At 69.9% G+C, this 24035-nt stretch carries 16 protein-coding genes and 4 pseudogenes; 12 read left to right on the top strand and 8 right to left on the bottom strand.

The window, feature by feature from the left end; genetic code table 11:
- Positions 1-78 precede the first annotated feature (78 nt).
- Positions 79-864: an SGNH/GDSL hydrolase family protein gene (locus ACP4J0_RS09840; protein ID WP_426525612.1), complete on the top strand. Its 786-nt coding sequence runs from the start codon at positions 79-81 to the stop codon at positions 862-864.
- A gap of 46 nt (positions 865-910) precedes the next feature.
- On the opposite strand, the pseudogene ACP4J0_RS09835 reads toward ACP4J0_RS09840, so the two are convergent.
- Positions 911-1374 (bottom strand): annotated as a pseudogene (locus tag ACP4J0_RS09835) (TetR family transcriptional regulator C-terminal domain-containing protein); the annotation flags it as partial.
- Positions 1375-1416: 42 nt separating this feature from the next.
- Entirely contained in the window at positions 1417-2001 is a 585-nt protein-coding gene (locus ACP4J0_RS09830; RefSeq protein WP_426598239.1) for a carboxymuconolactone decarboxylase family protein, read from the bottom strand.
- A 167-nt stretch (positions 2002-2168) separates the two neighbouring features.
- On the opposite strand from ACP4J0_RS09830, the gene ACP4J0_RS09825 reads away from it, so the two are divergent.
- Positions 2169-3362, top strand: coding sequence for an MBL fold metallo-hydrolase (locus tag ACP4J0_RS09825; protein ID WP_426598238.1), 1194 nt, complete (start codon positions 2169-2171; stop codon positions 3360-3362).
- Positions 3363-3728: 366 nt separating this feature from the next.
- Here ACP4J0_RS09825 and ACP4J0_RS09820 read toward each other — a convergent pair whose 3' ends face one another.
- Complete coding sequence (locus ACP4J0_RS09820) at positions 3729-4160, bottom strand: MarR family winged helix-turn-helix transcriptional regulator (RefSeq protein ID WP_426598237.1); 432 nt, start codon at positions 4158-4160, stop codon at positions 3729-3731.
- Between the two features lie 191 nt (positions 4161-4351).
- On the opposite strand from ACP4J0_RS09820, the gene ACP4J0_RS09815 reads away from it, so the two are divergent.
- Positions 4352-5173, top strand: a complete 822-nt coding sequence (locus ACP4J0_RS09815) for an SDR family NAD(P)-dependent oxidoreductase (protein ID WP_426598236.1) — start codon at positions 4352-4354, stop codon at positions 5171-5173.
- A gap of 82 nt (positions 5174-5255) precedes the next feature.
- Positions 5256-6485 (top strand): NADH:flavin oxidoreductase/NADH oxidase family protein, encoded by a 1230-nt coding sequence (locus ACP4J0_RS09810; RefSeq protein WP_426598235.1) that lies wholly within the window; start codon positions 5256-5258, stop codon positions 6483-6485.
- 358 nt (positions 6486-6843) lie between these two features.
- Here ACP4J0_RS09810 and ACP4J0_RS09805 read toward each other — a convergent pair.
- Positions 6844-7077 (bottom strand): annotated as a pseudogene (locus tag ACP4J0_RS09805) (transposase); the annotation flags it as partial.
- Between ACP4J0_RS09805 and ACP4J0_RS09800 the strand changes: the two are divergent.
- Complete coding sequence (locus ACP4J0_RS09800; protein WP_426598234.1) at positions 7031-7657, top strand: hypothetical protein; 627 nt, start codon at positions 7031-7033, stop codon at positions 7655-7657. The pseudogene ACP4J0_RS09805 and the gene ACP4J0_RS09800 overlap by 47 nt on opposite strands.
- Here the strand turns inward: ACP4J0_RS09800 and ACP4J0_RS09795 are convergent.
- Positions 7623-11285 carry a LamG-like jellyroll fold domain-containing protein gene (locus ACP4J0_RS09795; RefSeq protein WP_426598233.1) on the bottom strand — a complete coding sequence of 1221 codons (3663 nt, stop codon included), beginning with the start codon at positions 11283-11285 and terminating at the stop codon, positions 7623-7625. The genes ACP4J0_RS09800 and ACP4J0_RS09795 overlap by 35 nt on opposite strands.
- 418 nt (positions 11286-11703) lie before the next feature.
- On the opposite strand from ACP4J0_RS09795, the gene ACP4J0_RS09790 reads away from it, so the two are divergent.
- The 7 genes and pseudogenes from ACP4J0_RS09790 (at position 11704) to ACP4J0_RS09760 (ending at position 19720) form a co-directional block, all read left to right on the top strand.
- The gene (locus ACP4J0_RS09790) at positions 11704-12747 is read left to right on the top strand and encodes a LacI family DNA-binding transcriptional regulator (protein ID WP_426598232.1); all 1044 of its coding nucleotides are present in this window, start codon (positions 11704-11706) and stop codon (positions 12745-12747) included.
- Positions 12748-12871: 124 nt separating this feature from the next.
- Positions 12872-14113, top strand: coding sequence for a sugar ABC transporter substrate-binding protein (locus tag ACP4J0_RS09785; protein WP_426598231.1), 1242 nt, complete (start codon positions 12872-12874; stop codon positions 14111-14113).
- 29 nt (positions 14114-14142) lie between these two features.
- Entirely contained in the window at positions 14143-15105 is a 963-nt protein-coding gene (locus tag ACP4J0_RS09780; protein ID WP_426598248.1) for a carbohydrate ABC transporter permease, read from the top strand.
- On the top strand, positions 15102-15968 hold the full coding sequence (locus ACP4J0_RS09775; protein WP_426598230.1) for a carbohydrate ABC transporter permease: 867 nt from the start codon (positions 15102-15104) through the stop codon (positions 15966-15968). Before ACP4J0_RS09780 ends, ACP4J0_RS09775 begins: the two co-directional genes overlap by 4 nt.
- A gap of 89 nt (positions 15969-16057) precedes the next feature.
- Positions 16058-17788, top strand: a pseudogene (locus ACP4J0_RS09770) (amylo-alpha-1,6-glucosidase); the annotation flags it as partial.
- Positions 17764-17880: pseudogene (locus tag ACP4J0_RS09765) on the top strand (IS5/IS1182 family transposase); the annotation flags it as partial. The pseudogenes ACP4J0_RS09770 and ACP4J0_RS09765, both read left to right, overlap by 25 nt.
- A gap of 469 nt (positions 17881-18349) precedes the next feature.
- The gene (locus ACP4J0_RS09760; RefSeq protein ID WP_426598229.1) at positions 18350-19720 is read left to right on the top strand and encodes a CARDB domain-containing protein; all 1371 of its coding nucleotides are present in this window, start codon (positions 18350-18352) and stop codon (positions 19718-19720) included.
- A 235-nt stretch (positions 19721-19955) separates the two neighbouring features.
- Here ACP4J0_RS09760 and ACP4J0_RS09755 read toward each other — a convergent pair whose 3' ends face one another.
- The 3 genes from ACP4J0_RS09755 to kdgD form a co-directional block, all read right to left on the bottom strand.
- A complete protein-coding gene (locus ACP4J0_RS09755) occupies positions 19956-20372 on the bottom strand; it encodes an SgcJ/EcaC family oxidoreductase (protein WP_426598228.1) in 417 nt (138 codons plus the stop codon).
- A 149-nt stretch (positions 20373-20521) separates the two neighbouring features.
- A complete protein-coding gene (locus tag ACP4J0_RS09750) occupies positions 20522-22348 on the bottom strand; it encodes a glycoside hydrolase family 3 protein (RefSeq protein WP_426598227.1) in 1827 nt (608 codons plus the stop codon).
- Positions 22349-22750: 402 nt separating this feature from the next.
- Positions 22751-23677, bottom strand: coding sequence for a 5-dehydro-4-deoxyglucarate dehydratase (gene kdgD, locus ACP4J0_RS09745; RefSeq protein WP_426598226.1), 927 nt, complete (start codon positions 23675-23677; stop codon positions 22751-22753).
- Positions 23678-24035 lie beyond the last annotated feature (358 nt).

The raw sequence follows: 24035 nt of genomic DNA, 5'->3' as shown, positions 1-24035 counted from the left end.
TCTACGGTCGCGTAGGTCACATTCCGAGGTGAATCATGGGCCGACGTGGCAGACGATTCGAAGAGTGACAGCAGAGAAGTGATCGGGTCGTACGTGGCGGTGGGGGACAGCTTCACCGAGGGCGTCGGCGACCCCGGACCCGACGGGGCGTTCGTCGGCTGGGCCGACCGGTTCGCCGTACTGCTCGCCGACCGACGCCCCGAGGGCGACTTCAGGTACACCAACCTCGCCGTGCGCGGCAGGCTGCTCGACCAGATCGTGGCGGAACAGGTCCCGCGCGTCGCCGAACTCGCGCCGGACCTGGTCTCCTTCGCGGCGGGCGGCAACGACATCATCCGGCCCGGCACCGACCCCGACGAGGTGGCGGAGCGGTTCGAGCGGGCGGTGGCCGCGCTGACCGCCGTGGCCGGCACCGTCCTCGTGACGACCGGCTTCGACACCCGTGGGGTGCCCGTCCTCAAGCATCTGCGCGGCAAGATCGCCACGTACAACGGACACGTCCGTGCCGTAGCCGACCGCTACGGCTGTCCCGTCCTCGACCTGTGGTCGCTGCGGAGCGTCCAGGACCGCAGGGCGTGGGACGCCGACCGGCTGCACCTGTCACCCGAGGGGCACACGCGCGTGGCGCTGCGCGCGGGGCAGGCCCTCGGCCTGCGGGTGCCGGCAGACCCGGAGCAGCCCTGGCCGCAGCTGCCGCCCCGCGGCACCCTCCACGTACGACGGGACGACGTGCACTGGGCACGCGAGTACCTGGTGCCGTGGATCGGACGCCGGCTGCGCGGGGAGTCGTCGGGGGACCACGTGACGGCCAAGGGGACGCTGTCGCCGGACGACATCAAGATGCGGATCTCGGCGGTTGCCTGACAGCGGGGCGTGGGCGGGCGGGCGGTCCGGACCAGCGGCGCGGTGTCGTCGACGCCGCGCGGTCCGGACCCGGTTCCCGGGTGAGCGCCCGGTCCGTCCACTCCCGCGCCCGGGCCCGTGACACCGCGCCCCCCGTACGACGTCGGCTACGCGGCCGGTCCGTCGAGCTACGCCTCCGGTCCGTCGAGCTGCGCGGCCGGTCCGTCGAGCTACGCCTCCGGTCCGTCGAGCTGCGCGGCCGGTCCGTCGAGCTGCGCGGTCAGACGCAGGGCGGCGCCGTCGGGCTCCGCGCAGGAGAACTCTCCGGCGGCCACGCCCGCGGCGACGACCTCGGCGATCGCAGCCTTCCACTGGCGGTCCGGTTCCCGCGGACCTCTCGGAGTGCGGGCTCGCGCAGCGTCACCGCCCAGCCCTCGATCCCCGGCCACCACCCCTTGGCCTGCCCGGTCGCGGCATACCACCGCACGCCCGCGCCCAGCCGGAGAGCAGCGCCGTCGTACGGCGGCCGATCCGCCCGGACCCGCGGTGACGGCCGCTTCCGGTCCCGGTGGCTCAGTCCGCCGGCGCGGCGGTCGCGGCCGCGGGGCCGGCGTCGGGCAGGTCGCAGGAGTCCTTGAAGCCCTGGCTGGTGAGGTCGAGCGCCGCGTTGATACGGGAACGCAGGTTCTCGACCGCGACCATGGCCGTCAGCTCCACGAACGCGGGCTCGCCCAGCCGGATCCGCAGCCGCTCGGCGAGGTCGTCGCCGACGGTGGGCGGCGTCGCCGTCACCGCCTCGGCGTACTCCATGACGTCCCGCTCCAGTGGCGTGTAGGCGTCGCTCTCCCGCCACACCGGCACGTCGTGGAGCTTGCGCCGGTCCATGCCGCGCTCGGCGTTCTCCCAGTAGCCGAAGTCCATGCACCAGGAGCAGCCGATCGAGGCCGCCGAGGCCATCACGGCGAGCGCCTTCAGATCGGAGTCCAGCCTGTTCCACTTGGCCACGGACTGCTCGAACCGCAGGTCGCCCCAGAGCACGCGCGGGTTGTGGGCGAGCGCCTTGCCGGGGTCGAGAACCTTTCCGTAGGTGCGCCGGGAGTACCACTCCATGACGCGGAGGAGGAGCGTCCGGGGCGGGGTGAGGGATACGCGGGCCATGAGGGCCACCTTCCTGTCCGTCGGTCGTGCCGTTGCCTTCCGGGCGCTCCTGCGGGGGCGCCCTCACCGGTACGACGGTCGGCGGGAACTCGGATGTGACATCGGGCGTTCGAGTGACGTCGGACGAGGCGACAATGAGAGCCTGACCTACTCCACCTGGAGGTACCGTGGCCGGTTTCCGTTCCCCGAGCCCCGGGCTCCGCGTGCCGCGGCCCGCGGCCTTCGGCGCGGACCCCAGCGGTGAGCGCATGGCGCGTATCCGCAGATCGCCGCACTTCGCTGACGGCGTCTTCCAGAACCCCGGGGGCACCGCCCGGACCCGGCCCTCCGGATCGGCCCGCGAGTTCGCCAAGATCTACTTCGACAGGCAGGCGCGGCTCCGCCGTGCGCCGCGCGGCACGGTCCCGGTGCACGCCACCACGCTCGCCGACCTCGCCCGGCCGCCCGCCACCGGACTGCGGCTGACCTGGATGGGGCACTCCAGTGTGCTCGCCGAGATCGACGGACAGCGGGTGCTCTTCGACCCGGTGTGGGGCGAGCGCTGCTCCCCGTTCCCCTTCGCCGGCCCCAAGCGGCTGCATCCGGTCCCGGTGCCCCTGGCCGCGCTGGGCCCGGTCGACGTCGTCGTCATCTCCCACGACCACTACGACCACCTGGACATGCCCACGATCTCGGCGCTGGCCGGCACGGACACCCTGTTCGCGGTGCCCCTCGGCGTCGGCGCCCACCTCGAACACTGGGGCGTCTCCGCCGACCGGCTGCGCGAGCTGGACTGGCACGAGTCGACGCGCGTCGGCGGCCTCACCCTGACCGCCACCCCGGCCCGGCACTTCTGCGGGCGCGGCCTGCGCAACACCCAGCACACCCTCTGGGCGTCCTGGGTCGTGGCCGGTGCGGAACACCGCGTCTTCCACAGCGGGGACACGGGCTACTTCGAGGGATTCCGGGACATCGGCGCCGCCCACGGCCCGTTCGACGCCACGATGATCCAGCTCGGGGCGTACGCCGAGTTCTGGCCGGACATCCACATGACTCCCGAGGAAGGCGTACGCGCCCACCTCGACCTGCAGGGAGGCAGGCCGGGCGGCGCCCTGCTGCCGATCCACTGGGGGACGTTCAACCTGGCTCCGCACGCGTGGGCGGAGCCGGGGGAGTGGACGAAGGACGCGGCCGAGGAAGTCGGGCAGGCGGTGGCGTTCCCGCGGCCGGGTGAACCGTTCGAGCCTGCGGGGAAGCTGCCGGTCGAGGCGTGGTGGCGGGCGGTGTCGGGTCCGATCGCGCACCCCTGGCGGCGTCCCCGGATCGCTGAGGGTACGGCCGGGACGAGCAGGGGTGATCTCGACCTCGCGGGGGAGCGGTGAGCGCTTCAGGCCCTTGCCGTCCCAAGAAGGCCCGGTTCATGTTGCAGTCCGGACACGCGCACCACGGGATCCGGTCCGTGCTGAGACTTTGATCGGTACTTGGCCACGTTGGTTTCCGTTTGGCCAGTAACTGTGACCGAGGATTTGGTCCGCGGACGAGAGCCACTGCCTCCGCCCATCACCCCGGCGAACCATGCCGGCCACAGCAGTGGCTACAGCGGGTTGCCGATGCAATCCGCGCAGCTCGGGTCAACGGCTGGACACCCCGGAAACCCGGACACCCCTTCGTGCTCGACCAGTCGCCGGGGCTCACCCCTGCCGGCAGACCGGCGAGTCCGTGTGCCGCGTCTTGAAGTCTGCCGAATCTCACGCCGGACCTGCCGTCGGTTCGAGCGCCTTGCCCAGGAGACTCACCAGCTTGAGCAGGTCGTCGGCGTCCAGTCGGGCGAACGGGCTCAGGGCCAGTGTTGCCTCGATCAGCGCAGACCGTACCCGTCGGCCGTCCTCCGTCAGCGCTGCGACGCGTGAACGGCGGTCGGCGGGGTCGGCGGAACGTTCGACGAGTCCCCGGCCGGTGAGCTGATTCATGACGAAGCTGAGGTTGGGCGCGTTGCAGTACAGCCGGCCGGCCAGTTCCTTCATCGAGGGCGGCGCCTCGGCCGGGTCGATCGCCCAGAGTGCCTGAGCGGTTGCCTGCGTCAGACCGTGTTCGGCCAGGACGGTCTCGATCCGGGCGCTGGTCCGCATGAAGATCTCATGGTTCGCCACCACCGCTGCCTCAAGGGTGCTTCGCGTCATGGCCTCATCCTAGCCTTTTTACTTCGAGTCTCGAAGTGTTATGTTTCTTCGAGACTCGAAGTAATCGGTCCTCGTTCCCGCTGTGGACACGAGGCCGTCCCCAGTGCGGGACGCTTTCCGCGTCCCGTCCTTCCCGAGGCCCGTCCACTCCGACGCGGCCCGGCGCCCAGCCGAACAGGAAGCACTCACTCATGCACGACTACACGAACACCACAGCCGTGGTCACCGGCGCTTCGAAGGGACTGGGCGAGGCCTTCGCACGGGAACTCGCCTCCCGAGGCGCACACCTCGTCCTTGTCGCCCGCTCGGCCGACGCACTCAACACCCTTGCCGGGCAGATCCGGAAGGCCCATTCCGTCCGAGTCGACGTGATCGCCGCAGACCTCTCGGACCGGCGGTCCCCGCAGACGGTGGTCGACGCCATCGAGGAACTCGGCCTGGACGTGGACCTCCTGGTCAACAACGCCGGGATGGGGTCGGTGGGGCCCTTCCTCGGCCGTCCCCTCGAACCCAACCTTCAGTCCGTCGACGTGAACGTCACCGCGCTGATCGGCCTGGTCCACCTCCTGGGCGCCGGCATGGTCGAACGCGGCCGCGGCGGCATCGTCAACGTCGCCTCCACCGCCGCCTTCCAGCCCATGCCGTACCAGGCCAGTTACGCCGCCACCAAAGCATTCGTGCTCTCGTTCACCGAGGCGCTCGCCGAGGAGGTCCGAGGTACCGGCGTGCGCGTGATGGCGGCCCACCCGGGAGCCACCGACACCGGATTCTTCGACCGTACGACCGCGTCCATGGACCCGAAGACCACGGACACCCCCGCCGACGTCGCTGCCGGAACACTCGACGACTTCGCACGCGGCCGGTCCGTCTCCTTCCCCGGACGCGCCTCCAACCGCGCGGGAACCTGGGCGTCGCGCCTGCTTCCCCGGAACACGGTCGCCCGCATCACCGGCAACCTCAACCGCAAGGCCGGATTCGAAGACGTGAGCGACCTCGACCCCGCCACCTCGTGACGCCACAACCTGCGGCGCGAAGACGGACAACGGCGCCGACAGCCCACTGAGGCCGCCCAGAGCCGACGTCACGGGAGAAGAGATGACCACGCTGAATGAGCCGCTGCACCTGAGCAACGGCGCTCCCCTGCCCAACAGGATCGCGAAGGCCGCGATGGAAGAGTTGCTCGCCGCGCCAGGCCAGCTGCCCGGTGACGAACTCCTCACGCTCTACCGCCGTTGGGCCGCGGGAGGCGCCGGGCTCCTGATCACCGGACACGTCATGATCGACGGCAGAGCAGTTGCCCAGCCCGGCGACGTCGTCCTGGAACAGGACACGCCGCTGGAGCCGTTCCAGCGCTGGGCGGCTGCCGGCAAATCGGCAGGCGGACAGATCTGGATGCAGATCAACCACCCCGGGCGCGTCATCCCCGAAGACATCGCCGACACCACCTGGGCGCCCTCCGCAGTGCCGATCGACGCCGGCGGCTTCTCCAGCATGTACCCGACACCCCAGCCGATGACCGCCCAGCAGATCGACGAGACGGTGGAACGCTTCGCCGTGACCGCGCAGCGGGCCCAACAGGCCGGCTTCGACGGAGTCGAGATCCACGCCGCCCACGGCTACCTCCTCTCCCAGTTCCTCTCTCCCCTGGCGAACCGGCGCGACGACCGCTGGGGCGGCAGCCTGCACAACCGCGCCCGCCTGCTGCTCGATGTCATGGGTGCGGTCCGCGAGCGCGTCGGCACGGGCTTCGCAGTGGGAGTGAAACTGAACTCGGCGGACTTCCAGCGCGGCGGATTCGACACCGACGACGCACGTGACGTGATCAAGATGCTCGCCGATGTGGGGGCTGACCTGGTCGAGCTGTCCGGCGGCAGCATCGAGAGCCTGGCCACGGCGGGCTTCCCCGCGGACGGCCGCACCCTTGCCCGCGAGGCGTACTTCCTCGAACTCGCCGAGCGGCTCGTCGCCACCTCGCCGCTGCCACTGCTGCTGACCGGAGGGATCCGGCGACGCGCGGTCGCCCAACAGGTGATCGACTCCGGAGTCGCCATGGCCGGCCTGGCCACGGCGCTGGCAATCGACCCCACTCTGCCGGGACAGTGGCTTGCCGGCGGTGATGCGCAGGCCCACCCGCCCCGCACCCGCTTCCGGAACAAATCGCTGGCAGCCGCGGCCGTCCAGGCCGTCACGTCGCGGCAGCTCGCCCGCCTCGGTGCAGGCAAGCCGTCGAAGACGCCCTACCCTCCGGCCGTCGCTCTCCTCCTCGAACGACTCGTCCGCGCCCGGCGCCGGCGCGCCTATCTGAAATGGCGTACGGCCGCCTGAGGGCGGACGGGATTGGGTCGGCACCGCGTACGACTGGACATACCGCCGGTCAGGGGCGTGCGCCCCGGCGTGCAGCGCGATCGGCAGGAGCACGCTCTACCGGCGTTTCAGGATGAGACAGGCGCGAGCTGCATTCCGCCCCAGCCGTCGCCCCATAGGGCAGGTCGGTCACGTCAACCCCACCAGTCATATCCCGGCGACGACCGCACAGGTACAGGAATCCGTGGGAAGGCAGACGAGCTCACAGGCGGAACCGGGTGCGGCTGCTGGCCCGTGTGTTATGCCGGATCTGCTTCGTCAGTACTCGGGTGGCCCGGGCGATGTTCATGAATCCACGTCGTCCTGGGGCTGAATCTGGTCATTGGGTCGCGGTCTTCTCGTAGCGGGTGGCGATGCCGCGCCACTGCTTGAGGCGGTTGACGCACCGCTCGACAGTGTTGCGTTGCCCGTATGCCTCGCGGTCGAAGGCCGGCGGCCTGCCGCCCGCCTGTCCGCGCCGCCGCCGGTTGGCCCGCTGGTCGGCCCGCTCCGGGATCACGGCCTGGATGCCGCGCCTGCGCAGGACCTGGCGGATCGCCCGGGACGAGTACGCCTACTGGGAAACCCGCACGCATGCCTGGACCGTCGAGAGCGGCGACCACGAGATCGCCGCAGCGGCCTCCCGCCGCGACATCCGCCTCACCGCCCTGCTCACAATCGAAGGCGACGAAGTACGCGTGCCGCTCACCGCCGCCACCGGCATCGCCGAACTGGTGGCCAACCCGGTCACCGCCGCCGTCTTCGGCCGGCTTCTGCAGCGCCCCGGGCAACAGAGCGACGCGGCAGCCGAGGAGCTTGGCATCGACACCCTTGTCGGCATCCCCATCGGAAAGCCCCGCTCGTCCGGCGGCGGCCAGGTACGGCGAAACCGGCCGAGCGGCGTTCAGCGGCGCGGTGGTTGTCGTTGGCAGACGGGGTTTCGGTCGTGGCCACACGACGTCGATCAGGCCGGCGCCCGGGACCGGCGACTGTGCCGGGCCCAGGCGCCTGCTTGCGCATCGATGGCCGAGCGGGTGCGCCCTGCCGGACAGGGTGAGGGCATGGCGCCCCTGCTACCCGACCACCGTGCGTGTCACCGTGCCGCAGGTGGTGACGACCTCATCGCACCTTCCGCGCGTACGGCGCGACCGTGATCCGGTCGATCAGCGGCGCGTAGCGGGAGCGAAGCAGTACGCCGGGGAAGGTGTCCGAGGCGTACGTGGTGCCGTCGAAGTTCGGCAGCTCCTCGGAGCTGAAGGAGACCGTGTTCCGTCCCTTCTTGAGGTGGACCGGGATGGTCAGCTCCCAGAAATTGTTGCGGTGGAAGCTGTGCGGAAAGCCGACGCGGCGTATCTCGTCGCCGTTGACGGTGATGTCGGCGTGGCGGGCGAGCGGGTCCGGGTTGTAGTGGGTGGCTTCGGACTGTTCGGGGTTGGAGTAGCGGACGCGCAGCGCGTACAGGCCGGCCCGGTCGGCGCCGACGGTGAACGTCGCGGTGTTGCCGTTGCCGGGCTCGCCGCCGATGCCGGTGACGGCAGTGCCGCCGGTGGCCAGGGAGAGCGGGGCGAGCGTGGCCGAGCCCGCGAGTTCGGCGTCGCCCGCCTCGTACGTACGAGTCGGAAGCGTGCCCTGAGTGGGCGTTACCGTGAGCCGGTCCACGAGCGTGCTGGACGAACCTCCCGTTACAGTCACCTTGTTGACGCCGCCCGAGAGGGAGACCGCCACGCTGTTCCTGCCCTGGGACAGGCGCAGGACATCGTGTCCGTTGACGGTGAGCCGGGCGTTCGCGCTGCGGAGGGTGTCGACCTCGAGGGTGGCCTCGCGGTCGGCGGGTGAGTGGACCCAGAACGTGGCGGTCTGCCCCTTCCCGAGCCGGACCGCGCCGGAGCCGGTGGCGGGGGTCCCGGCCTGCTCCGGCAGCTCGTACACGGGCCGCGCCCCGCGGGCCGGCCAGGCCAGCTCGCCCTCGTACACCTGGGCGGTGGCCGAAGCCCCGGGGAGGGAGAGGAGGAGGCGGTCGACGATGGCATCGCCCTGGGTGGCGCGCTTGCCGTCGGCGCTCTTCGCGGCGAGCGTCAGGGTGTGCTTGCCCTTGGTGAGCTTCACCTTGGTGTCGACGTGGTCCCACACCACCCACTTGTAGCCGAGCGGAAGGTGCAGCTCCTGCTCGCTGGCCGCCTCGCCGTCGACGCGCAGGAAGACGTTGGTGGGGCCCTGTTCCTTCACCTTGTCGAAGGTGTTGAGGGAGTTGGCGAAGACACTGAGGTCGTACGTGCCGTCCTCGGGAACGTCCACCGTGAAGTCGAGCGTGAGGTCCGAGCCGGTGCGCAGGCCCCCCACGTCGTAGCCGCCGGAGGTGTAGAACTTCGACACGTCTCGGGGCGAACCCTCCGGGCCGTTCTTCGAGTAACCGGACCCGGTGTGGGCGGCGTCCTCCGCCTCGTACGACGACTTCCAGCGCGTGGACGGTGACTGCGTGCCGGCGGCCTTCCCGGCCGGGCTGAGGATGATCTCGTACGCCGAGGACTCCTTCAGCTTCGGCAGTCCGCCGTCGCCGAAGCCGACGACGACCGTGCCGTCGTCGCCGACCCGCACGTCCCGCTCCGCGAGCAGCTGCGGCCCGGGGGAGTCTCCCAGCTGGCCACTCCACTCGATCTCCCGCACCCAGGCGTGCACCCGGTCGCCGAAGATCTTCTCCGGTACGTTGTCGAAGGTGATGTGGCCCTTGCCGGTGGACCCGCCGAAGAGCAGCCGGGCCTGCTTCTTCTTCTCGTCGAGCGTGGCGACGCCCTGCATGGTGTAGTTCTCGCCCGGGAACGGCGGGGTCACCTTCACCGTGTGCCCGCTCATCGAAGCGTACGAGTTGAGCAGCCACCACTGGCCGTTACCGCGGTTGGACTGCACCGCGGAGTCGGAGAGATTGCCGTCGATGTTCCAGTACGCGATGTCGGCGTCGACCTTGGACTCCTCGATCGCGGACACCCACTGGATCATCTGGCCGGGCACGGAGGTGTGGTAGTTGAACGCGTACTCATTGATGTTGATCGGGAGTTGGGTACCCTCCTTGGCGGTGCCCCTGAAGAGGTCCTTCTCCCACCCCCGGTACCTGGCGACGCTCTCGCGCACCGCCTCCGGGTGGCTCAGCTCGTGCCAGGTGATGACGTCGGGAAGAGTACCGGCGGCCTGGGCGTGCGTGAGGAAACCCTTCACCTGGTCGAAGAGGATGCTGGTGTTGGGACCCGCGATGCGGGCCTCGGGCATCTTGCTCCTGATGAGCTGGTGGAAGTCGTCCCAGGCGGCGAAGTAGTCGTCCGGGTCGTTCAGCCAGCTGACCTTGTTGTAGCTCCACTCGCCGGTACCGAACATGTTGCCCTCGGGCTCGTTGAACGGCACGAAGACGACGTTGTCCTGGTACTCCTTCGGCAGCTTCAGGACCTGGTCGACCTGCTTGACGATCTTCTCCCGGTAGAGCTTGAGCTTCTGCTCGGGGGTGTCGCCCGGCCACTGGTACGGGAAGCCGCGGTGGATGTCGGTCATGTAGATGTACACGTCACCGTCGGTGGCGTCGGCCAGCGGCTTGACCACCTCCAGGGCGTCGGCGCCGGGGTGCTGCGGGCCGTCCTGCGCCTTCGTGGAGACCGTGCGCAGGCCCATGCCCTCCATGAGGTTGTTGGTGGGGACGTCCGGACCGTACACGCCGTAGAGGGTGCCGGAGGCGCCGCCGTGGAACGCGCCGGTGTCCGAGCCGAGGTCGACGGTGAGCTGCCCCTCGCGGACCACCGTGACGGTCGCCTGCACCGTGCGCCCGGCTGCCGTTCCCGCCACGGTGAACGTTCCCGGCCGGGCGTACTTGTCGGCCGGTACGTCGTTCCAGGTGACCGGTGTGTCGCGGTCGTAGCCGTCGGAGAAGGAGGAGCGGACGGCGGCGGGGAGGGATGGAGCGGTCCCGGACGTCGTACGGACCTCGAAGGACGTCTTCGAGAGCTCCTTGAGGGTGGGCAGGGTTGCGACCGTACCGGCCACCTGTTCGGCACTGAGCGCCGCGTGCCACACGGTGAAGTCGTCGATGGCCCCCTTGAACAGGGGGTCCGGATAGAAGGACTTGCCGATGTAGCCGGCCGTCGTGGCCGAAGTGCCCAGCAGGTCCTTGGCCTTGATGCTGGTCGCGGCGGAGGAGACCACCACACCGTCGAGATAGGTGGTGACCCGGCCCGCGGTGGAGTCGAGGGTGACGGTGACCGTCCGCCACTCGTCCGCGGGCAGCATCGCGTACCCGCGGGTCTGCGCCTCCGCGCCTCCTCCGCCGGTGGTCACCGAGGTCTGCAGCAGGCCGCTGCTGTTGGACGGGGTGACGAAGAGGTACTTGGTGTCGTTGCTGCCCAGATCGAAGATCCGCTGCCAGGCCGACTTGTCGCCGCCCCACTTCACGCGGGCGGACACCGTCAGGTCGTCCGCTCCGCCGACCACTTCGCGAGGAAGGCGGACGTACGGACCGTCGGAGGTGGGCGCCCCGCCCTGCAGAGCCAGCGCCTTGCCTCCGCCGGTGCCGGTGACGGACTGCGCGGTGGATCCGTTGAGCAGGCTCGCGGTCAGACCGTGGCCGGAACTGTCGCTGATCTTTCCGGAGGCGAGGTCGTCCTGGTCGAAGGTGTAGTGAGCGGCGGGCCGGGGCGCGTCGGCCGCCTGCGCCGGCGCGGCGGGTGTGGCCAGCAGGCCCGCGCCGAGAGCCAGGGCCACGGCGGCCGAGCTTCGGCGCCGGGCGGATCTGTCAGCGGATGGCATGGATTGCGTCCTCAATCCTTCAGTCAGGGGTTCCGGGATCCGGTCGGCCCTCCTCGGGTCGGCGGCTCGTCCACATGCCGTTCCGAGCGGAGAGCCTGGGGAGGAGTACGCCGAACCCGTTCGGTCAGCTGCGCTCCAAGGAGCGCAAGGCAGTTCCAGGCTCCGGATTCCGGGTTCGGGTTCCGGAGTGGAGGTGGATCGCCCAGGGGGCTTCTTGCCCCGTCGGTTCGGCGGAGGGATCGCTTCATCGAACCGGTTCGGCGAAGCTAGCACCGGGCAAAGCGGCCAGCAATCCCCCCGACGTAAGGAACTTCCCTTATCCCTCATGGGATTTGGTGAATCGCGTCCCGAGTATTGACAGCCGCTCCGGCGATTCCTAACTTCGCTTCATGCGAACCGGTTCGACGAAGGAGTCGCCGTGAATATCGGTGAGATCGCCCGCCGGGCCGGTGTCTCGCGGAGCACCGTGTCCTACGCGCTGAGCGGCAAGCGCCCGGTCTCGGAGGGCACCCGAAGGAGGATCCAGCAGGTCGTGGACGAGCTGGGCTACCGACCCAGCGCCAGCGCCCGCGCCCTGGCCAACGGGCGGACCCGCACGCTCGGGCTGGTCTTCCCGCCGGCCGGGAACCACTACACGGGCATGCAACTGGATTTCATCGGCAGTGTGGTGGAGGCCGCCGCGGCCTGCGACTACGACGTACTGCTGTCCCCCAGCGGCGTGGACAGCGACCGCTCCTTCCAGCGGTTGCTGGGGGAGCGGCGGGTCGACGGCGCGATCCTGATGGAGATCCGTCTCGAGGACGACCGGGTGGACCATCTGACCGCTGTGGACTTTCCGTTCGTCGCCATCGGCCGTACCGCGCATCCCGAGGGCGGCTGGTGGGCGGGCCTCGACCACACCGCGCTGGTGGAGGCGTGCGTGCACCATCTGGCGGATCTCGGGCACCGCCGAGTCGCCTTCGTCAACCGCCCCGAGCAACTGCTGCGGAGCGGGTACGAGTCCGCGCACCGCGGCCTGGACGGCTTCACGAAGGCCGCGGCCGAACGCGGGCTGACGGTCCGGACGTACTGCTGCGGGGACGACCCCGCTTCGGGCCAGACGTGTCTGGAACAGATCCTGCACGACGATCCGGCCACCACGGCCCTGGTCACCCTGAACGAGGCCGCGCTCGGCGGCCTCTACCGAGGGCTGGTCGAGGCCGGCCGCCATGTGCCGCGTGACTTCTCCGTCACCGGCGTCGTGGCCAGCCGCTGGGCCCAGACGGTGACCCCGCAGCTCACCGCTGCGGACGTACCGGCGGCGGAGCTGGGCCGTCTCGCCGTCGACCTCCTGGTCGAGCGGCTCGACAACCCCGGCGCACCGCCCCGGCACCACCTCCTCGTACCACCGGTGTCCCTGCGGGCCAGCACCGGGCCGGCCGGCGCCACACCCCCGGCGGACTCTGGGCCCCGTACGCCCTGATCACCCCCCCTACGCGTCAGACCACTGGACACCCGAACCGGTCGCCCGCGCCGTTCGGCATGCCCGCGTTCTCCACCTGCTCACCGTCCTCGGCACCCGCATGCTCAAGACAAAGGAACCCGCGATGAACAGCTCCGCCAGAAAGCGCCGTCTGACGACCGCGGCTGCGACCGCCCTGGTCGTCGCCCTCAGCGCCACTGCCTGCGGTTCGGGAGGCACCGGGGCGAAGGAAGCCGACGACGGCACGTACACCGTCTGGGACCCCTACCCGCAGTTCGCCAAAGGCTCGGCCTGGGACAAGCTCCTCGATTCCTGCGGTGCCGAGGCAGATGTGCAGATCAAGCGGACCGGCTTCGACACCAGCGACCTGGCGAACAAGGCACTCCTTGCCGCTCAGCAGGACAACTCCCCGGACGTCCTCATCGTCGACAACCCGGTGGTGTCGACCCTGGCCGAGGCCGGCGTCCTCACGACCACTGACGAGAACAAGCTCGACACCTCGGGCGTGGACCCCAACCTGCTCGAGGCCGGCCAGCTGAAGGGCAAGACCTACGGCACTCCGATCGGCGCCAACACCCTTGCCCTGTACTACAACAAGGAGGTCCTGCAGGAGGCCGGGGTGGACATCGCCTCGGTCAAGGACTGGCCGACCATGACGGCGGCGCTGGCGAAGGTCAAGAAGGCGGGCAAGAAGGGCATCACCTTCTCCGCGATCGGCACGGAGGAGGGCAGCTTCCAGTTCCTGCCGTGGTTCTGGGGCTCGGGCGCGGAACTGACCGACATCGACTCCTCCGCGGCCGTCTCCGCGCTGTCCCTGTGGACGGACTGGTTGGACAAGGGCTACGCCCCCAACTCCGTACTCAACAACACCCAGACCACCAGCTGGCAGGAGTTCGCGACCGGCGACTACGCGTTCGCCGAGAACGGCACGTGGCAACTCGCCAACGCCAAGAAGGCGGGATTCGACTACGGCGTCCTGCCCATACCGGGCTCCGACGGCGGCAGCGCCGCGGCCCCGATCGGTGGAGAGTTCGTCACCCTCCCGGTGCAGGGCGACGCCGGTCGCTACACCACCGCGCAGAAGCTCGCGGCCTGTCTGACCAGCACTCAGAACCTGTACGACACCGACACGACCCTCTCCTACGTCGCCCCCACCACCGAGGTGCAGGGCAAGCAGATGGCAGCCGACCCCGAGCTCAAGCCGTGGGTGGATGCGGTCAAGGCGGCCAAGGGCCGCACCAGCGATGATCTGGGCACCAAGTACCCGAAGGTCTCGGAGCAGTTGTGGAAGGCCGTCCAGTCCGCCCTCAGTGGCTCGAAGTCTCCGAAGGACGCGCTTGCCGCCGCTCAGTCCGCTGCCAAGTAGCCGCACGTCAGGGACTGTTGATGAGTCACATGACACAACTGCCGCTCTCAGGGGCCGAGACCGGCGCCGGCGAGGCGGCCCCTGCCGCACCGCCCCGGACCCGGCGCCGCCCCAGATCCCAGCAGTGGGCCGCCTGGGCCTTCCTCACCCCGGTGACCCTCTACCTCATTCTCTTCTACGCCTACCCCCTCTACCGCAACATCGACCTGAGCCTGCGCAACTACACCGTCCGTTCCTTCGTCCAGGGCGATGCCCCGTTCACGGGCCTGGAGAACTACAGGACCGTCCTCGCCGACGCGACCTTCCTCCCCGCCCTGCTCCACACCGTCCTCTTCACCGTTGTGTGCCTGGCCTTCCAGTACGTCATCGGGCTGGCGCTCGCGGTCTTCTTCCACCAGCACTTCCGGCTCTCCGCCACGCTGCGGGCCCTGTTCCTGGTGCCCTGGCTGCTGCCCCTGATCGTGTCGGCCTCCACCTGGTCGTGGATGCTCAACAGCGACTCCGGCATCGTCAACGCCGCCCTGCACGGGATGGGCATCGCCCCGGTGAACTGGCTGACCTCGCCGAGCTGGTCGCTGACCTCGGTGATCATCGCGAACATCTGGATCGGCGTACCGTTCAACCTCGTTGTGCTCTACAGCGGCCTGCAGTCCATTCCGGCAGGGCTGTACGAGGCCGCGGCCCTGGACGGGGCGGGTGCCTGGCGGCGGTTCTGGAGCATCACCTTCCCGCTGCTGCGCCCGGTGTCCGCGATCACCCTGCTCCTGGGCCTGGTCTACACGCTCAAGGTCTTCGACATCATCTGGATCATGACCAAGGGCGGCCCTGCGGAGTCCTCCACCACCTTCGCCACCTGGTCCTACCAACTCGGATTCGGCAACCTGCTTCCCGCCTTCGGCCCGGGTGCGGCCGTCGGCAACCTGCTGGTGGTGGCCGCCCTGGTCTTCGGACTGGTGTACATCCGGGTGCAGCGAAAGCAGGCATGGTCATGAACCGAAACACCACGCACACGCGGGGAAACACCAAGCCCACCCGGGGAAGAGGCAGGCGTACCTGGGGAAAGACGGCCGTCGGTCTGCTGCTGACCGGGATCATGCTCTTCCCGGTCTACTGGATGCTGAACGTGTCCTTGACACCCGACCAGAACATGCGCAAGAGCCCACCGGACCTGTTCCCCGTCGACGGCACCCTGGACGGCTACCGCACCGTCCTCGCCGAGCAGTTGCCCTACCTGGGTACCAGCCTCGTCATCGGCCTGGGCACCGTCGTCCTGACCGTGGCCCTGTCCGCTCCGGCCGGTTACGCCCTGGCCAAGCTGCGCCCGCGCGGCGGCGGCGTCCTCGGCTTCGTCCTGCTGGTCGCCCAGATGATTCCCGGCATCATCATGGCGATGGGCTTCTACGCCATCTACCTCAGCCTCGGCCTGCTCCAGTCCGTCCCCGGCCTGATCGTCGCCGACTCGACCCTGGCCGTTCCCTTCGCAGTGCTCATCTTCACCGCGTTCATGTCCGGCATCCCCGGCGAGCTGATGCAGGCGGCGAAGACGGACGGCGCCGGGCCCCTGCGTACCTTCTGGTCGATCGTCGTGCCGATGAGCCGCAACGCCGTCGTCACGGTGTCCCTGTTCGCGTTCCTGTGGTCCTGGTCCGACTTCGTCTTCGCCGGAACTCTGGTCAACGGCGGCCCCCACGAGCCGATCACCCTCGGCATCTACCACTACATCGGCAACAACAACCAGGAGTGGAACGCCATCATGGCCACCGCGGTCGTGGCCTCGCTGCCGGCCGCGGTCATCCTCGTCCTTGCCCAGCGCTACGTCGCCGCCGGTGTGACAGCCGGTGCCGTCAAGGACTGACCTCTTTCACCACTCCCTTCCCCCTCGCCACGGCCGTGCCCGTCCGCCGGACGGCCGGCGCCCCCTGCCCGAGAAACGAGTGACATCTCATGACCGCCGCCCGATCCGGTCCGGCCTTCTCCGTCCAGGACATCCCGTTCAGCACGTACGGTTCCTGGTTCGACATCTCCCCGGTGCTGGCGGAGAAGATCTGGGCCGAGGACCTCCACCTCGTCTCGCACCAGAACGGCATGCACGCCGTGTTGAGCCTTGTGCCGCTGGACGCCGCGACGGCGGAACGGGCCGAGACCCGTGTGACGGCGACGCCGAGCCTGCTGAGCTGGATCGGAGCCGCCGGCCGTGTCGATCTCGCCTACGAGTCGCCGGACACGGTGCGCCTGCGCGGTGCGGGGCTGCCCTTGCGTGTCTCCGCGGCGGCCCGGACGCTGACCCCGTTCAGCGGCACCTACTTCTTCCGCGACGCGTCCGCCGACGCATACGTGTTCACCTCGTACGAGACAGGTCGCCGCTACCGCGTCACCGTGCTCTCCGGCACGGCCACCGATACTTTCGGCAGCCAGGCCCTGGGCAGCGGTGACCGCGGCCTGACCGTCGCCGCCGACGCGGACGGCCCATGGGAGATCGCGATCGAGGAACTCGACACCGCCCGCCCCCCGTACGCCCGGGCGGCAGCCTTCGACGAGGTCGTCGAAGCCGCGCAGAGTTCCTTCGCGGACTTCGTCGACACGGTGGCCCCCTGGCGGTCGTCCGCCACCCCGGCCGCCGAACTCGCCGTCTACGTCGTGTGGTCCGCGACCGTCCATCCGGCGGGGTCGGTCACCCGGCCCGGCGTCCTCATGTCCAAGCACTGGATGGACAAGGTCTGGAGCTGGGACCACTGCTTCAACGCCCTGGCTCTGGCACCCGGACAGCCCGAACTGGCGTGGGACCAGTATCACCTGCCCTTCGACCACCAGGACGGGGCCGGGGCACTGCCCGACTCGGTCACCCACTCCGAGGTACTCCGCAACTTCGTCAAACCGCCCATCCACGGTTGGGCGTTCGGCCACCTGCGACGTCGGCTGAGCATGCCGCCCGGCCCGGCGGAGCTGGCTGAGACGTACGACAGGCTGACACGCTGGACGGACTTCTGGCTCACCGGACGACGTGCACCCGGGGCCGCACTGCCCCACTACCAGCACGGCAACGACAGCGGCTGGGACAACGCCACCACCTTCGACCCCGAACGCGTGGTCGTCACCGCGGACCTGGCCGCCTTCTTTGTGCTCCAGCTTCGCGAACTAGCTGATCTCGCGACTTACTTGGATATTCCGGAGGATGTCCATCGGTGGACGCGAGCCGCCGAGACGACGCAGGCGGCGATGCTCGACCAGCTCTGGAGCGGCGATCGGTTCGTCGCCCGAGGAGTTGACAGCGGCAACACCTGGCACAGTGACAGCCTCCTCGACCTGATGCCCATCGTGCTGGGCGAGCACCTGCCCGATGATGTCAGCGGCGCGCTGGCCGCCCGCATCGAGGCCCACCTGACCCCGTACGGACTGGCCACCGAACTGCCGACCTCCCCGCACTACCTCTCCGACGGCTACTGGCGCGGCCCGATCTGGGCCCCCGCCACGGTCCTCATCGAGGACGGGCTGCGCCGCGCCGGACAGCACTGGCTGGCGGACGAGATCAGCGCCCGCTTCCGCGCCCTGTGCGAGAACCATGGCTTCGCCGAGAACTTCGACGCCCTGACCGGAACGGGCCTGCGGGACCGCGCCTACACCTGGACCGCCAGTAGCTACCTCCTGCTCGCCGAAGCACACGTGAGGCGCGGCGGCGACTCGCCGGTGCCCGTGTCGAGCACGTCTTCGTCCAGATGAGGCACAAGTACCTCCGCGACTGCCGACAGCGCGGCGACGGCCTCCAGTAAGCGGTCCAGGCCGTGGCCCCCAGCACAACCTCGTCCTCACCACATGACGCACCAGTCTCATAACCGGCTCCGACCTGCCTCGGACAAACCTTCTGCAACACGCCTTGAGGCCGGCCCGCCACCGTGGCGGGCCGGCTGGACGCGCTGACTCCGCACAGCCCGAGAAGGTCCGCGGCGCGCTGCCCACCGCCAAACGGCTCACCGACTTCCGCGACACCGTCACGGAACGCGTACAGGCCCGCATGTGCGACATCGACGCCGACGGCGTCGAACTCCTCAGATCGGCTGGAGTACTGGCCGGCGGTACGGAGCATCCCCAGGCGCCGACCGCGGGACGGGAGCCAGGTTCTGATGTTCTTCGACAGAGCCGGAAACCGGGCGCGGGGGACTGCCCTGCCATGTGATGATCCTTCCGGTGTGCAGGGGTTCCCGTCGCACCGGTCACTTCACCATACCCTTGGGGGTAGTAATGGGCCTGATATCCGCTGGACGCCCGGTACGTCTCAGATCCGGCGCCGCCGTGGCGGTGGCGGCCGGACTGCTGATGGCCGGCCTCGCCGCGCCCGCGTTCGCCGCCGACGAACTGCCGCAGACCGACCAGCTGTGGATCAACACGCCGTACGAGCAGATGCTGCCGACCGGTACCGACGGCGGTCAGCCGCAGTCACGCACCCTCGGCGTCGGCATCTACCACGACAACGACAACTTCACGGTGACCGAGGGCAGGCTCACCATCGACGTCTCCGACCTCGCCGGGGTGGCCGAGGTGACCTGGTCCGACAACTGCACGCCGAGCGGTACCGGCGCGGTGTGCGACATCCCCGTGGTCCCCGTGATCGGGGGCGACTACGAGGACCAGGTGTTCCTGACGGTGCGCGCGGCCGACGGCGCCGAAGTCGGCGCGCAGGGCAGGATCACCTACGGGGCGACGGCCACCGGCGGCCCCGACGGGACGCTCACCGCGCCGCTCGAGAGCTTCGACACCACACTCACCGTCGGTGCCGGACCCGACCTCGCCATAGACCCCGTTGCCGAGATCGAGGACGGTCTGCCCGGCGACGAGCGGACGATCCCGTTCAAGGTCACCAACAACGGCAACGAGAGCGCGAACGGGTTCACCGTCAAGCTGTACGCCTCGTACGGCCTGACGGACATGACCCGGTACGACGCCTGTACCTACACCACGACGGACGGCAACGACTACGCGCCGTCGGGCCGGGCGATCTGCACGTTCGGCCAGGTGCTGGCGCCGGGCGAATCCTTCGAGCTGCCCGAGCCGCTGACGGTGCGACTCGCTCCGCACGCACTGAGCGAGCGGCTCGACATCGGCGTCGAGCCGGGCGGCGGCGTTCAGGACATCGACTCCCAGAACGACTACGTGGCCCATCAGATCGGCGCGGAAAACACCGCGGACTTCTCCGTGACCGGTGACGCCGTCTCCGGCACGGCGGGCGAGACGGCCACGGCCGAGCTCACGTTCAAGAACAACGGCCCGGCATGGCTCGGCAACCTCGGCTCCGGTGACCCCGTCGCGGAGGTCCGGCTGGTCGTGCCCGAGGGCACCGAGGTCACCGGCGTGCCGTCCGACTGCTCCCCGCGCACCCTCGACGGCGGCTACCACCCGAAGCGGACGGGCGCCCCGCGCTACGACTGCACCCTGCCGTACTGGGTGCTGGAGGACACCCAGCACACGTTCGCGTTCTCCGTGCGCGTCGACACCGTGGTGCCCGGCGCGACCGGTGCCGTGAGCATCCACCCTCCGTACGGTGAGTTCGGCGAGTACCCCTTCGGCTTCGACCCGGACCTCACGAACAACACGGCGGTCCTGACCGTCAACTGACCGGCCCGCGGGTTCGGAGCAGCGGTTCGGGAGGGCTGCTCCGAACCCGCGCTTCACAGGGCGGCCTCAGCCGGCCGGCTCCCGGAAGCCGGCCGGCGGCACCGTACTGCCTCCCGTCCCCGAGCATCCCGCCAACGGGCAGTTCTGGTCGCACGGGCACGACTACGTGGAGCAGGCACGGCACGCCTGCCGCAGCGGGTGAGGCAAGCCGCGCGTGCGTCGGGTTCCCCGCACGTCACCCTCCGGCACGTCGAGTTGGCTGTTCCGACCGGACTTCGGTGTTCTGGCCGACGTGCAACAACCAGGCACCGTCCTCCTGCTTGGTCATGACGTAGAGCGGGGAGCCCTCTGTGTCACCCTCTGCCGAGTGGTAGACCTGCCGGACCTTGACGGCCGCCACGTCCGGCCGCAGGAACCGCGTGTGAATCGCCTCGTACGTGACCTCGCCGTCCCAGCTGGCGTGGGGCAGCACCGCACGCGTGAACTCGGCGATCGCGTCGAACCCCACCAGAACCCTGCCGGGGGCGGTCGTCCAGAGGGCCTCGGGATGGAAGAGCGCGAGGAATCCCTCGGCGTCCTTGGCGCGCTGGGTGCGTTCGACGGTGGCCACGACCTCTTGGATGGCCTTGACATCTGCGGGTTCGGTTCTCATGCGGATCACTCTGCGGCCTCGAGTGGAGTTGAGGTCAAGGCCGCCATCGAGATCGCACGGACAGGTCTTGGCCGGCGGGTGACGTTTGCGGCCCCGGTGCTCCCTGGTCACGGGGCATCGGGGCCGAGAACCGGGTGGGTGCGCGGGCTTCAGTCGTCGTACGACAGGCCGTGCCCGGAGCGGAAGAGGACCTTGGCGGGGTCGTCGGCCCGTTGGACGGGTACGGGCAGTTTGCCGCGCGGTTCGACCCGGCCGGCGATCACCCGGGCGGCGGCGCGCAGTTCGACCTCGGTCCAGCAGTAGGAGGCCAGTGAGGCCGGGACGTCGCCGAGGTGGGCGATGTCGTAGGGGTTGCGCACCGCGAGGTGGACGACGGGGACGCCCGTCGCGAGCAGCCGGGACACCAGGGTGCGCTGGGCGCTGGTGGCGCCGACGTTGTCGGTGGTGACCACCACCGCGTCCCGTCCCCGTGCGGCGGCCACGGCCTCGTCGATCTTCGCCGCGTCCGGTGCCCGGCCGGTGGCGAGGCGGGTGGTGCTGTAGCCCAGTTCGTCGAACGCCTTGGCCAGTTCGGGCACCGTGGTGCGGGTGTCGTCGGTCGGGAAGGCCGGGCTGGCGCCGACCACGAGCAGCTTCTTCTGCCCGCGGCGCAGCGGGAGCGTCTCGTCCTCGTTGACCAGCAGGGTGGTGGTGCGCTCGGCGATCCGGGCGGCGGCGAGCCGGTGCCTGCGGGCGCCGACGACCCGGTCGACCTCCTTCGGGGAGACGTAGGGGCTGCCGCTGAGCAGGCCTGCCTTGTCCTTGATCCGCAGGATGCGCAGGACTGATGCGTCGAGTCGGTCCTCGGTGATCTCTCCGCTGCGGACGGCGGCCAGGACGCCGTTGTAGGCGACGTCGATGTCCGGCGGGAACAGCAGTTGGTCGGCGCCGGCCTTGAGGGCGAGGACGGGCACGCGGTCGTCGCCGTACTTGGTGCGCACGCCCTGCATGTTGAGGGCGTCGGTGACGATCACGCCGTCGAAGCCGAGTTCGTCGCGCAGTACGCCCTGGAGGATCGTGGGCGACAGGGTGGCCGGTTCGTTGCTGGGATCGAGCGCGGGGACCTGGAGGTGCGCGGTCATGATCGAGTCGACGCCGGCGGCGATCGCGGCCTTGAAGGGCGGGGCGTCGATGCGGTCCCACTCCTCGCGGGTGTGGGTGATCACGGGCAGTCCGGTGTGGCTGTCCTCCCCGGTGTCCCCATGGCCCGGGAAGTGCTTGGCGCACGCCACGACGCCGGCGTGCTGGTAGCCGGTCACCTGCGCCGCGACCATGCGGGCGACCTCGCGGGCGTCGGCGCCGAAGGAGCGGACGTTGATGACGGGGTTGGCCGGATCGACGTTGACGTCGGCGACCGGGGCGAAGTTCTGGTGGATGCCCAGGGCGGCGAGTTCGGTGCCCGATATCCGTCCGGCGGTGCGCGCGTCGGAGGGCGAGCGGCCCGCGCCGAGCGCCATCGCGCCCGGCAGCTGGGTGGCGCCGCTGCCGATACGGACGTTGGCCCCGTGCTCCTGGTCGATGGAGATCAGGGACGGGACGGGGGTGGGCAGGGCGAGCGAGGCCCGCTGCACACCGTTGGACAAATCCGCGATCTGGCGGGGGTCCTGGATGTTGTTCGTCCAGCCGGAGAAGTAGATGACACCGCCGATGTGGTACTTGGCGATGAGCTCGGCCACGGTGCGGACGCCGAGTTCCCTGAGGTTGCGGTCCTGGTCGAACTGGCTGGGGGAAGTCGCCGACGTGCCGTAGAAGTACGGCACGAACAGCTGGCCGATCTTCGCCTCGATGCTCATCCTGGAGATGATCTTCTTGAGGCGGTGGTCGCGTCTGTGCGCGACGGCGGGGGTGGCCGTCACGCCCACGACGCCCGTCGCGGTCGCGGCGACCACGGTCGCGGAGGCGAGAACGGTTCGTCTGGACAGACTCCGGTCCTGCATGCGGACATGCTCCTTCCAGCCTTGCCCATCAAGGGAATTGAAGGAAACGTGCAGTACTCCGAACAGCGGGAAACGTAGCCCGCAGGTGATGGCAGGGCAAGAGGTCTAGACAAAATAGGTCTAGACAAAATGGGGGAGCTCTCCTGGCGTAGGTGTGGGTGCCTGAGCTGGGCCGATAATCCAACACGGCGCTTCCCGTGCTCCTGGGTGCGCCTGGTAGGACTCCGGCAGCTCTCTCCGTTCCCCGGCGCCCGGACAGGTGGTCCGTCCGCCGGCGGTGAACACCGCCCCCGTCAGGCCGGTGCGAGGCGGTGAGGCGTTCGCTCGGCGGTGGATGGGGGCGATGCTCGTGCCCGGAGCCTTCTTCCTGCGGTGGCCGGTGGCCGGTGGCCGGTGTACGGGTCAGGCCGGGATGGTCGGCAGGCCGGCGATCAGCGCACGGAGCTCGTCGAGCTCGACCGGGGTCAGGTCGGTGAGCGGGGGACGGACGGGGCCCGCGCCGTGACCGGTGGCGGTCATGCCCGCCTTGACGATGCTGACCGCGTAGCCGGCCCGGCGGTCGCGGATCTCCGTGTAGGGCAGTACGAAGTCCGACAGCATCCGCGTGACGTCCTGCTGCCGGCGCTCGCGGACGGCGGCGTAGAAACCGAGGGCGAACTCGGGCGCGAAGTTGAAGATCGCCGAGGAGTAGGTGGTCACTCCCAACTGGAGGTAGGGCAGGGCGAACGTCTCGGCGGTGGGCAGACCGCCGATGTAGGTGAGGCGTTCGCCGAGACGGGCATGGATGCGGGTGATGGTGTCGATGTCGCCGACGCCGTCCTTGTAGCCCACCAGGTTGGGGCAGGTGTCGGCGAGACGGGCGACGGTGTCGGCGGAGTAGACGGCGTTGGCGCGGCTGTAGATGACGACACCGAGGGAGGTGGACCGGCAGACGGCTTCGACGTGCCGGGCCAGACCCTCCTGTCCGGCTTCGGTGAGGTAGGGCGGGAAGAGCAGGATGCCGTCGGCGCCGGCGCGTTCGGCGGCCGCGGCGAACTCGAGCGCGGTGGCGGTTCCGTAGCCGGCCGGGGCCAGGATCGGGGTGCCCTCGGGAGCCGTGCCGGTGGCGGCGGCCACGACCCGTTCGACCTCGGTGGGGGTGAGGGAGAAGAACTCGCCCGTGCCGCCGGCGGCGAAGAGGCCGCCGACGTCGTACTTGGACAGCCGGGAGATGTTCTCCCGGTAGGCGTCCTCGTCGAAGGACAGGTCGTCGTGGAAGTGGGTCACGGGGAAGGACAGCAGCCCGGAGCCGATCCGGCGGCCGAGTTCTTCCGGGGTGTAGGACGTCATGGAATGCTCCTGGAGTGGTGAGGGTGAACGTGAGGGCGAAGGGGTGGTGTACGCGGGGGCGGTCTGCCGGCGGATTTCCGCTCGGAGCCCCCCGCACGGCTGGTGCTGGTGCTGGTGCTGGGGCCGGCGCGGGCAGCGCGGCTGTCCGTTGTCGACGCTGCCCGCGCCGGGGTCGGGGAGGCCGGGTACCACGCGGCCGCCGTACGACGGGGCCGCCCGGCCGGGCGACGGGCATCCGCCTGTCGCCGTCGACGACCTACGGGTGGACGGACGTCGTGGTGGATGCGGCGGACACCGGGCCCGGGTGGCCCCGCCTCACCCGTGTGCGAGGACCGGCGGGCGGGGAGAGGCACTACCG

The sequence above is a fragment of the Streptomyces sp. WG7 genome, from assembly GCF_049975785.1.
Classification (GTDB): Bacteria; Actinomycetota; Actinomycetes; order Streptomycetales; family Streptomycetaceae; genus Streptomyces.
The sequence above is the reverse complement of the archived record's forward strand: the minus strand, read 5'-3'. Positions and strand labels throughout refer to the sequence as shown.

What these genes read in the sequence shown, in the direction of transcription:
- ACP4J0_RS09830 (WP_426598239.1), bottom strand. Translation starts at nt 2,001, where the DNA reads ATGGCCCGCGTATCCCTCACCCCGCCCCGGACGCTCCTCCTCCGCGTC.
- ACP4J0_RS09795 (WP_426598233.1), bottom strand. Translation starts at nt 11,285, where the DNA reads ATGCCATCCGCTGACAGATCCGCCCGGCGCCGAAGCTCGGCCGCCGTG.
- ACP4J0_RS09815 (WP_426598236.1), top strand. Translation starts at nt 4,352, where the DNA reads ATGCACGACTACACGAACACCACAGCCGTGGTCACCGGCGCTTCGAAG.
- ACP4J0_RS09810 (WP_426598235.1), top strand. Translation starts at nt 5,256, where the DNA reads ATGACCACGCTGAATGAGCCGCTGCACCTGAGCAACGGCGCTCCCCTG.
- ACP4J0_RS09820 (WP_426598237.1), bottom strand. Translation starts at nt 4,160, where the DNA reads ATGACGCGAAGCACCCTTGAGGCAGCGGTGGTGGCGAACCATGAGATC.
- ACP4J0_RS09750 (WP_426598227.1), bottom strand. Translation starts at nt 22,348, where the DNA reads ATGCAGGACCGGAGTCTGTCCAGACGAACCGTTCTCGCCTCCGCGACC.
- ACP4J0_RS09775 (WP_426598230.1), top strand. Translation starts at nt 15,102, where the DNA reads ATGAACCGAAACACCACGCACACGCGGGGAAACACCAAGCCCACCCGG.
- ACP4J0_RS09785 (WP_426598231.1), top strand. Translation starts at nt 12,872, where the DNA reads ATGAACAGCTCCGCCAGAAAGCGCCGTCTGACGACCGCGGCTGCGACC.
- ACP4J0_RS09780 (WP_426598248.1), top strand. Translation starts at nt 14,143, where the DNA reads ATGACACAACTGCCGCTCTCAGGGGCCGAGACCGGCGCCGGCGAGGCG.
- ACP4J0_RS09800 (WP_426598234.1), top strand. Translation starts at nt 7,031, where the DNA reads ATGCCGCGCCTGCGCAGGACCTGGCGGATCGCCCGGGACGAGTACGCC.
- ACP4J0_RS09760 (WP_426598229.1), top strand. Translation starts at nt 18,350, where the DNA reads ATGGGCCTGATATCCGCTGGACGCCCGGTACGTCTCAGATCCGGCGCC.
- kdgD (WP_426598226.1), bottom strand. Translation starts at nt 23,677, where the DNA reads ATGACGTCCTACACCCCGGAAGAACTCGGCCGCCGGATCGGCTCCGGG.
- ACP4J0_RS09755 (WP_426598228.1), bottom strand. Translation starts at nt 20,372, where the DNA reads ATGAGAACCGAACCCGCAGATGTCAAGGCCATCCAAGAGGTCGTGGCC.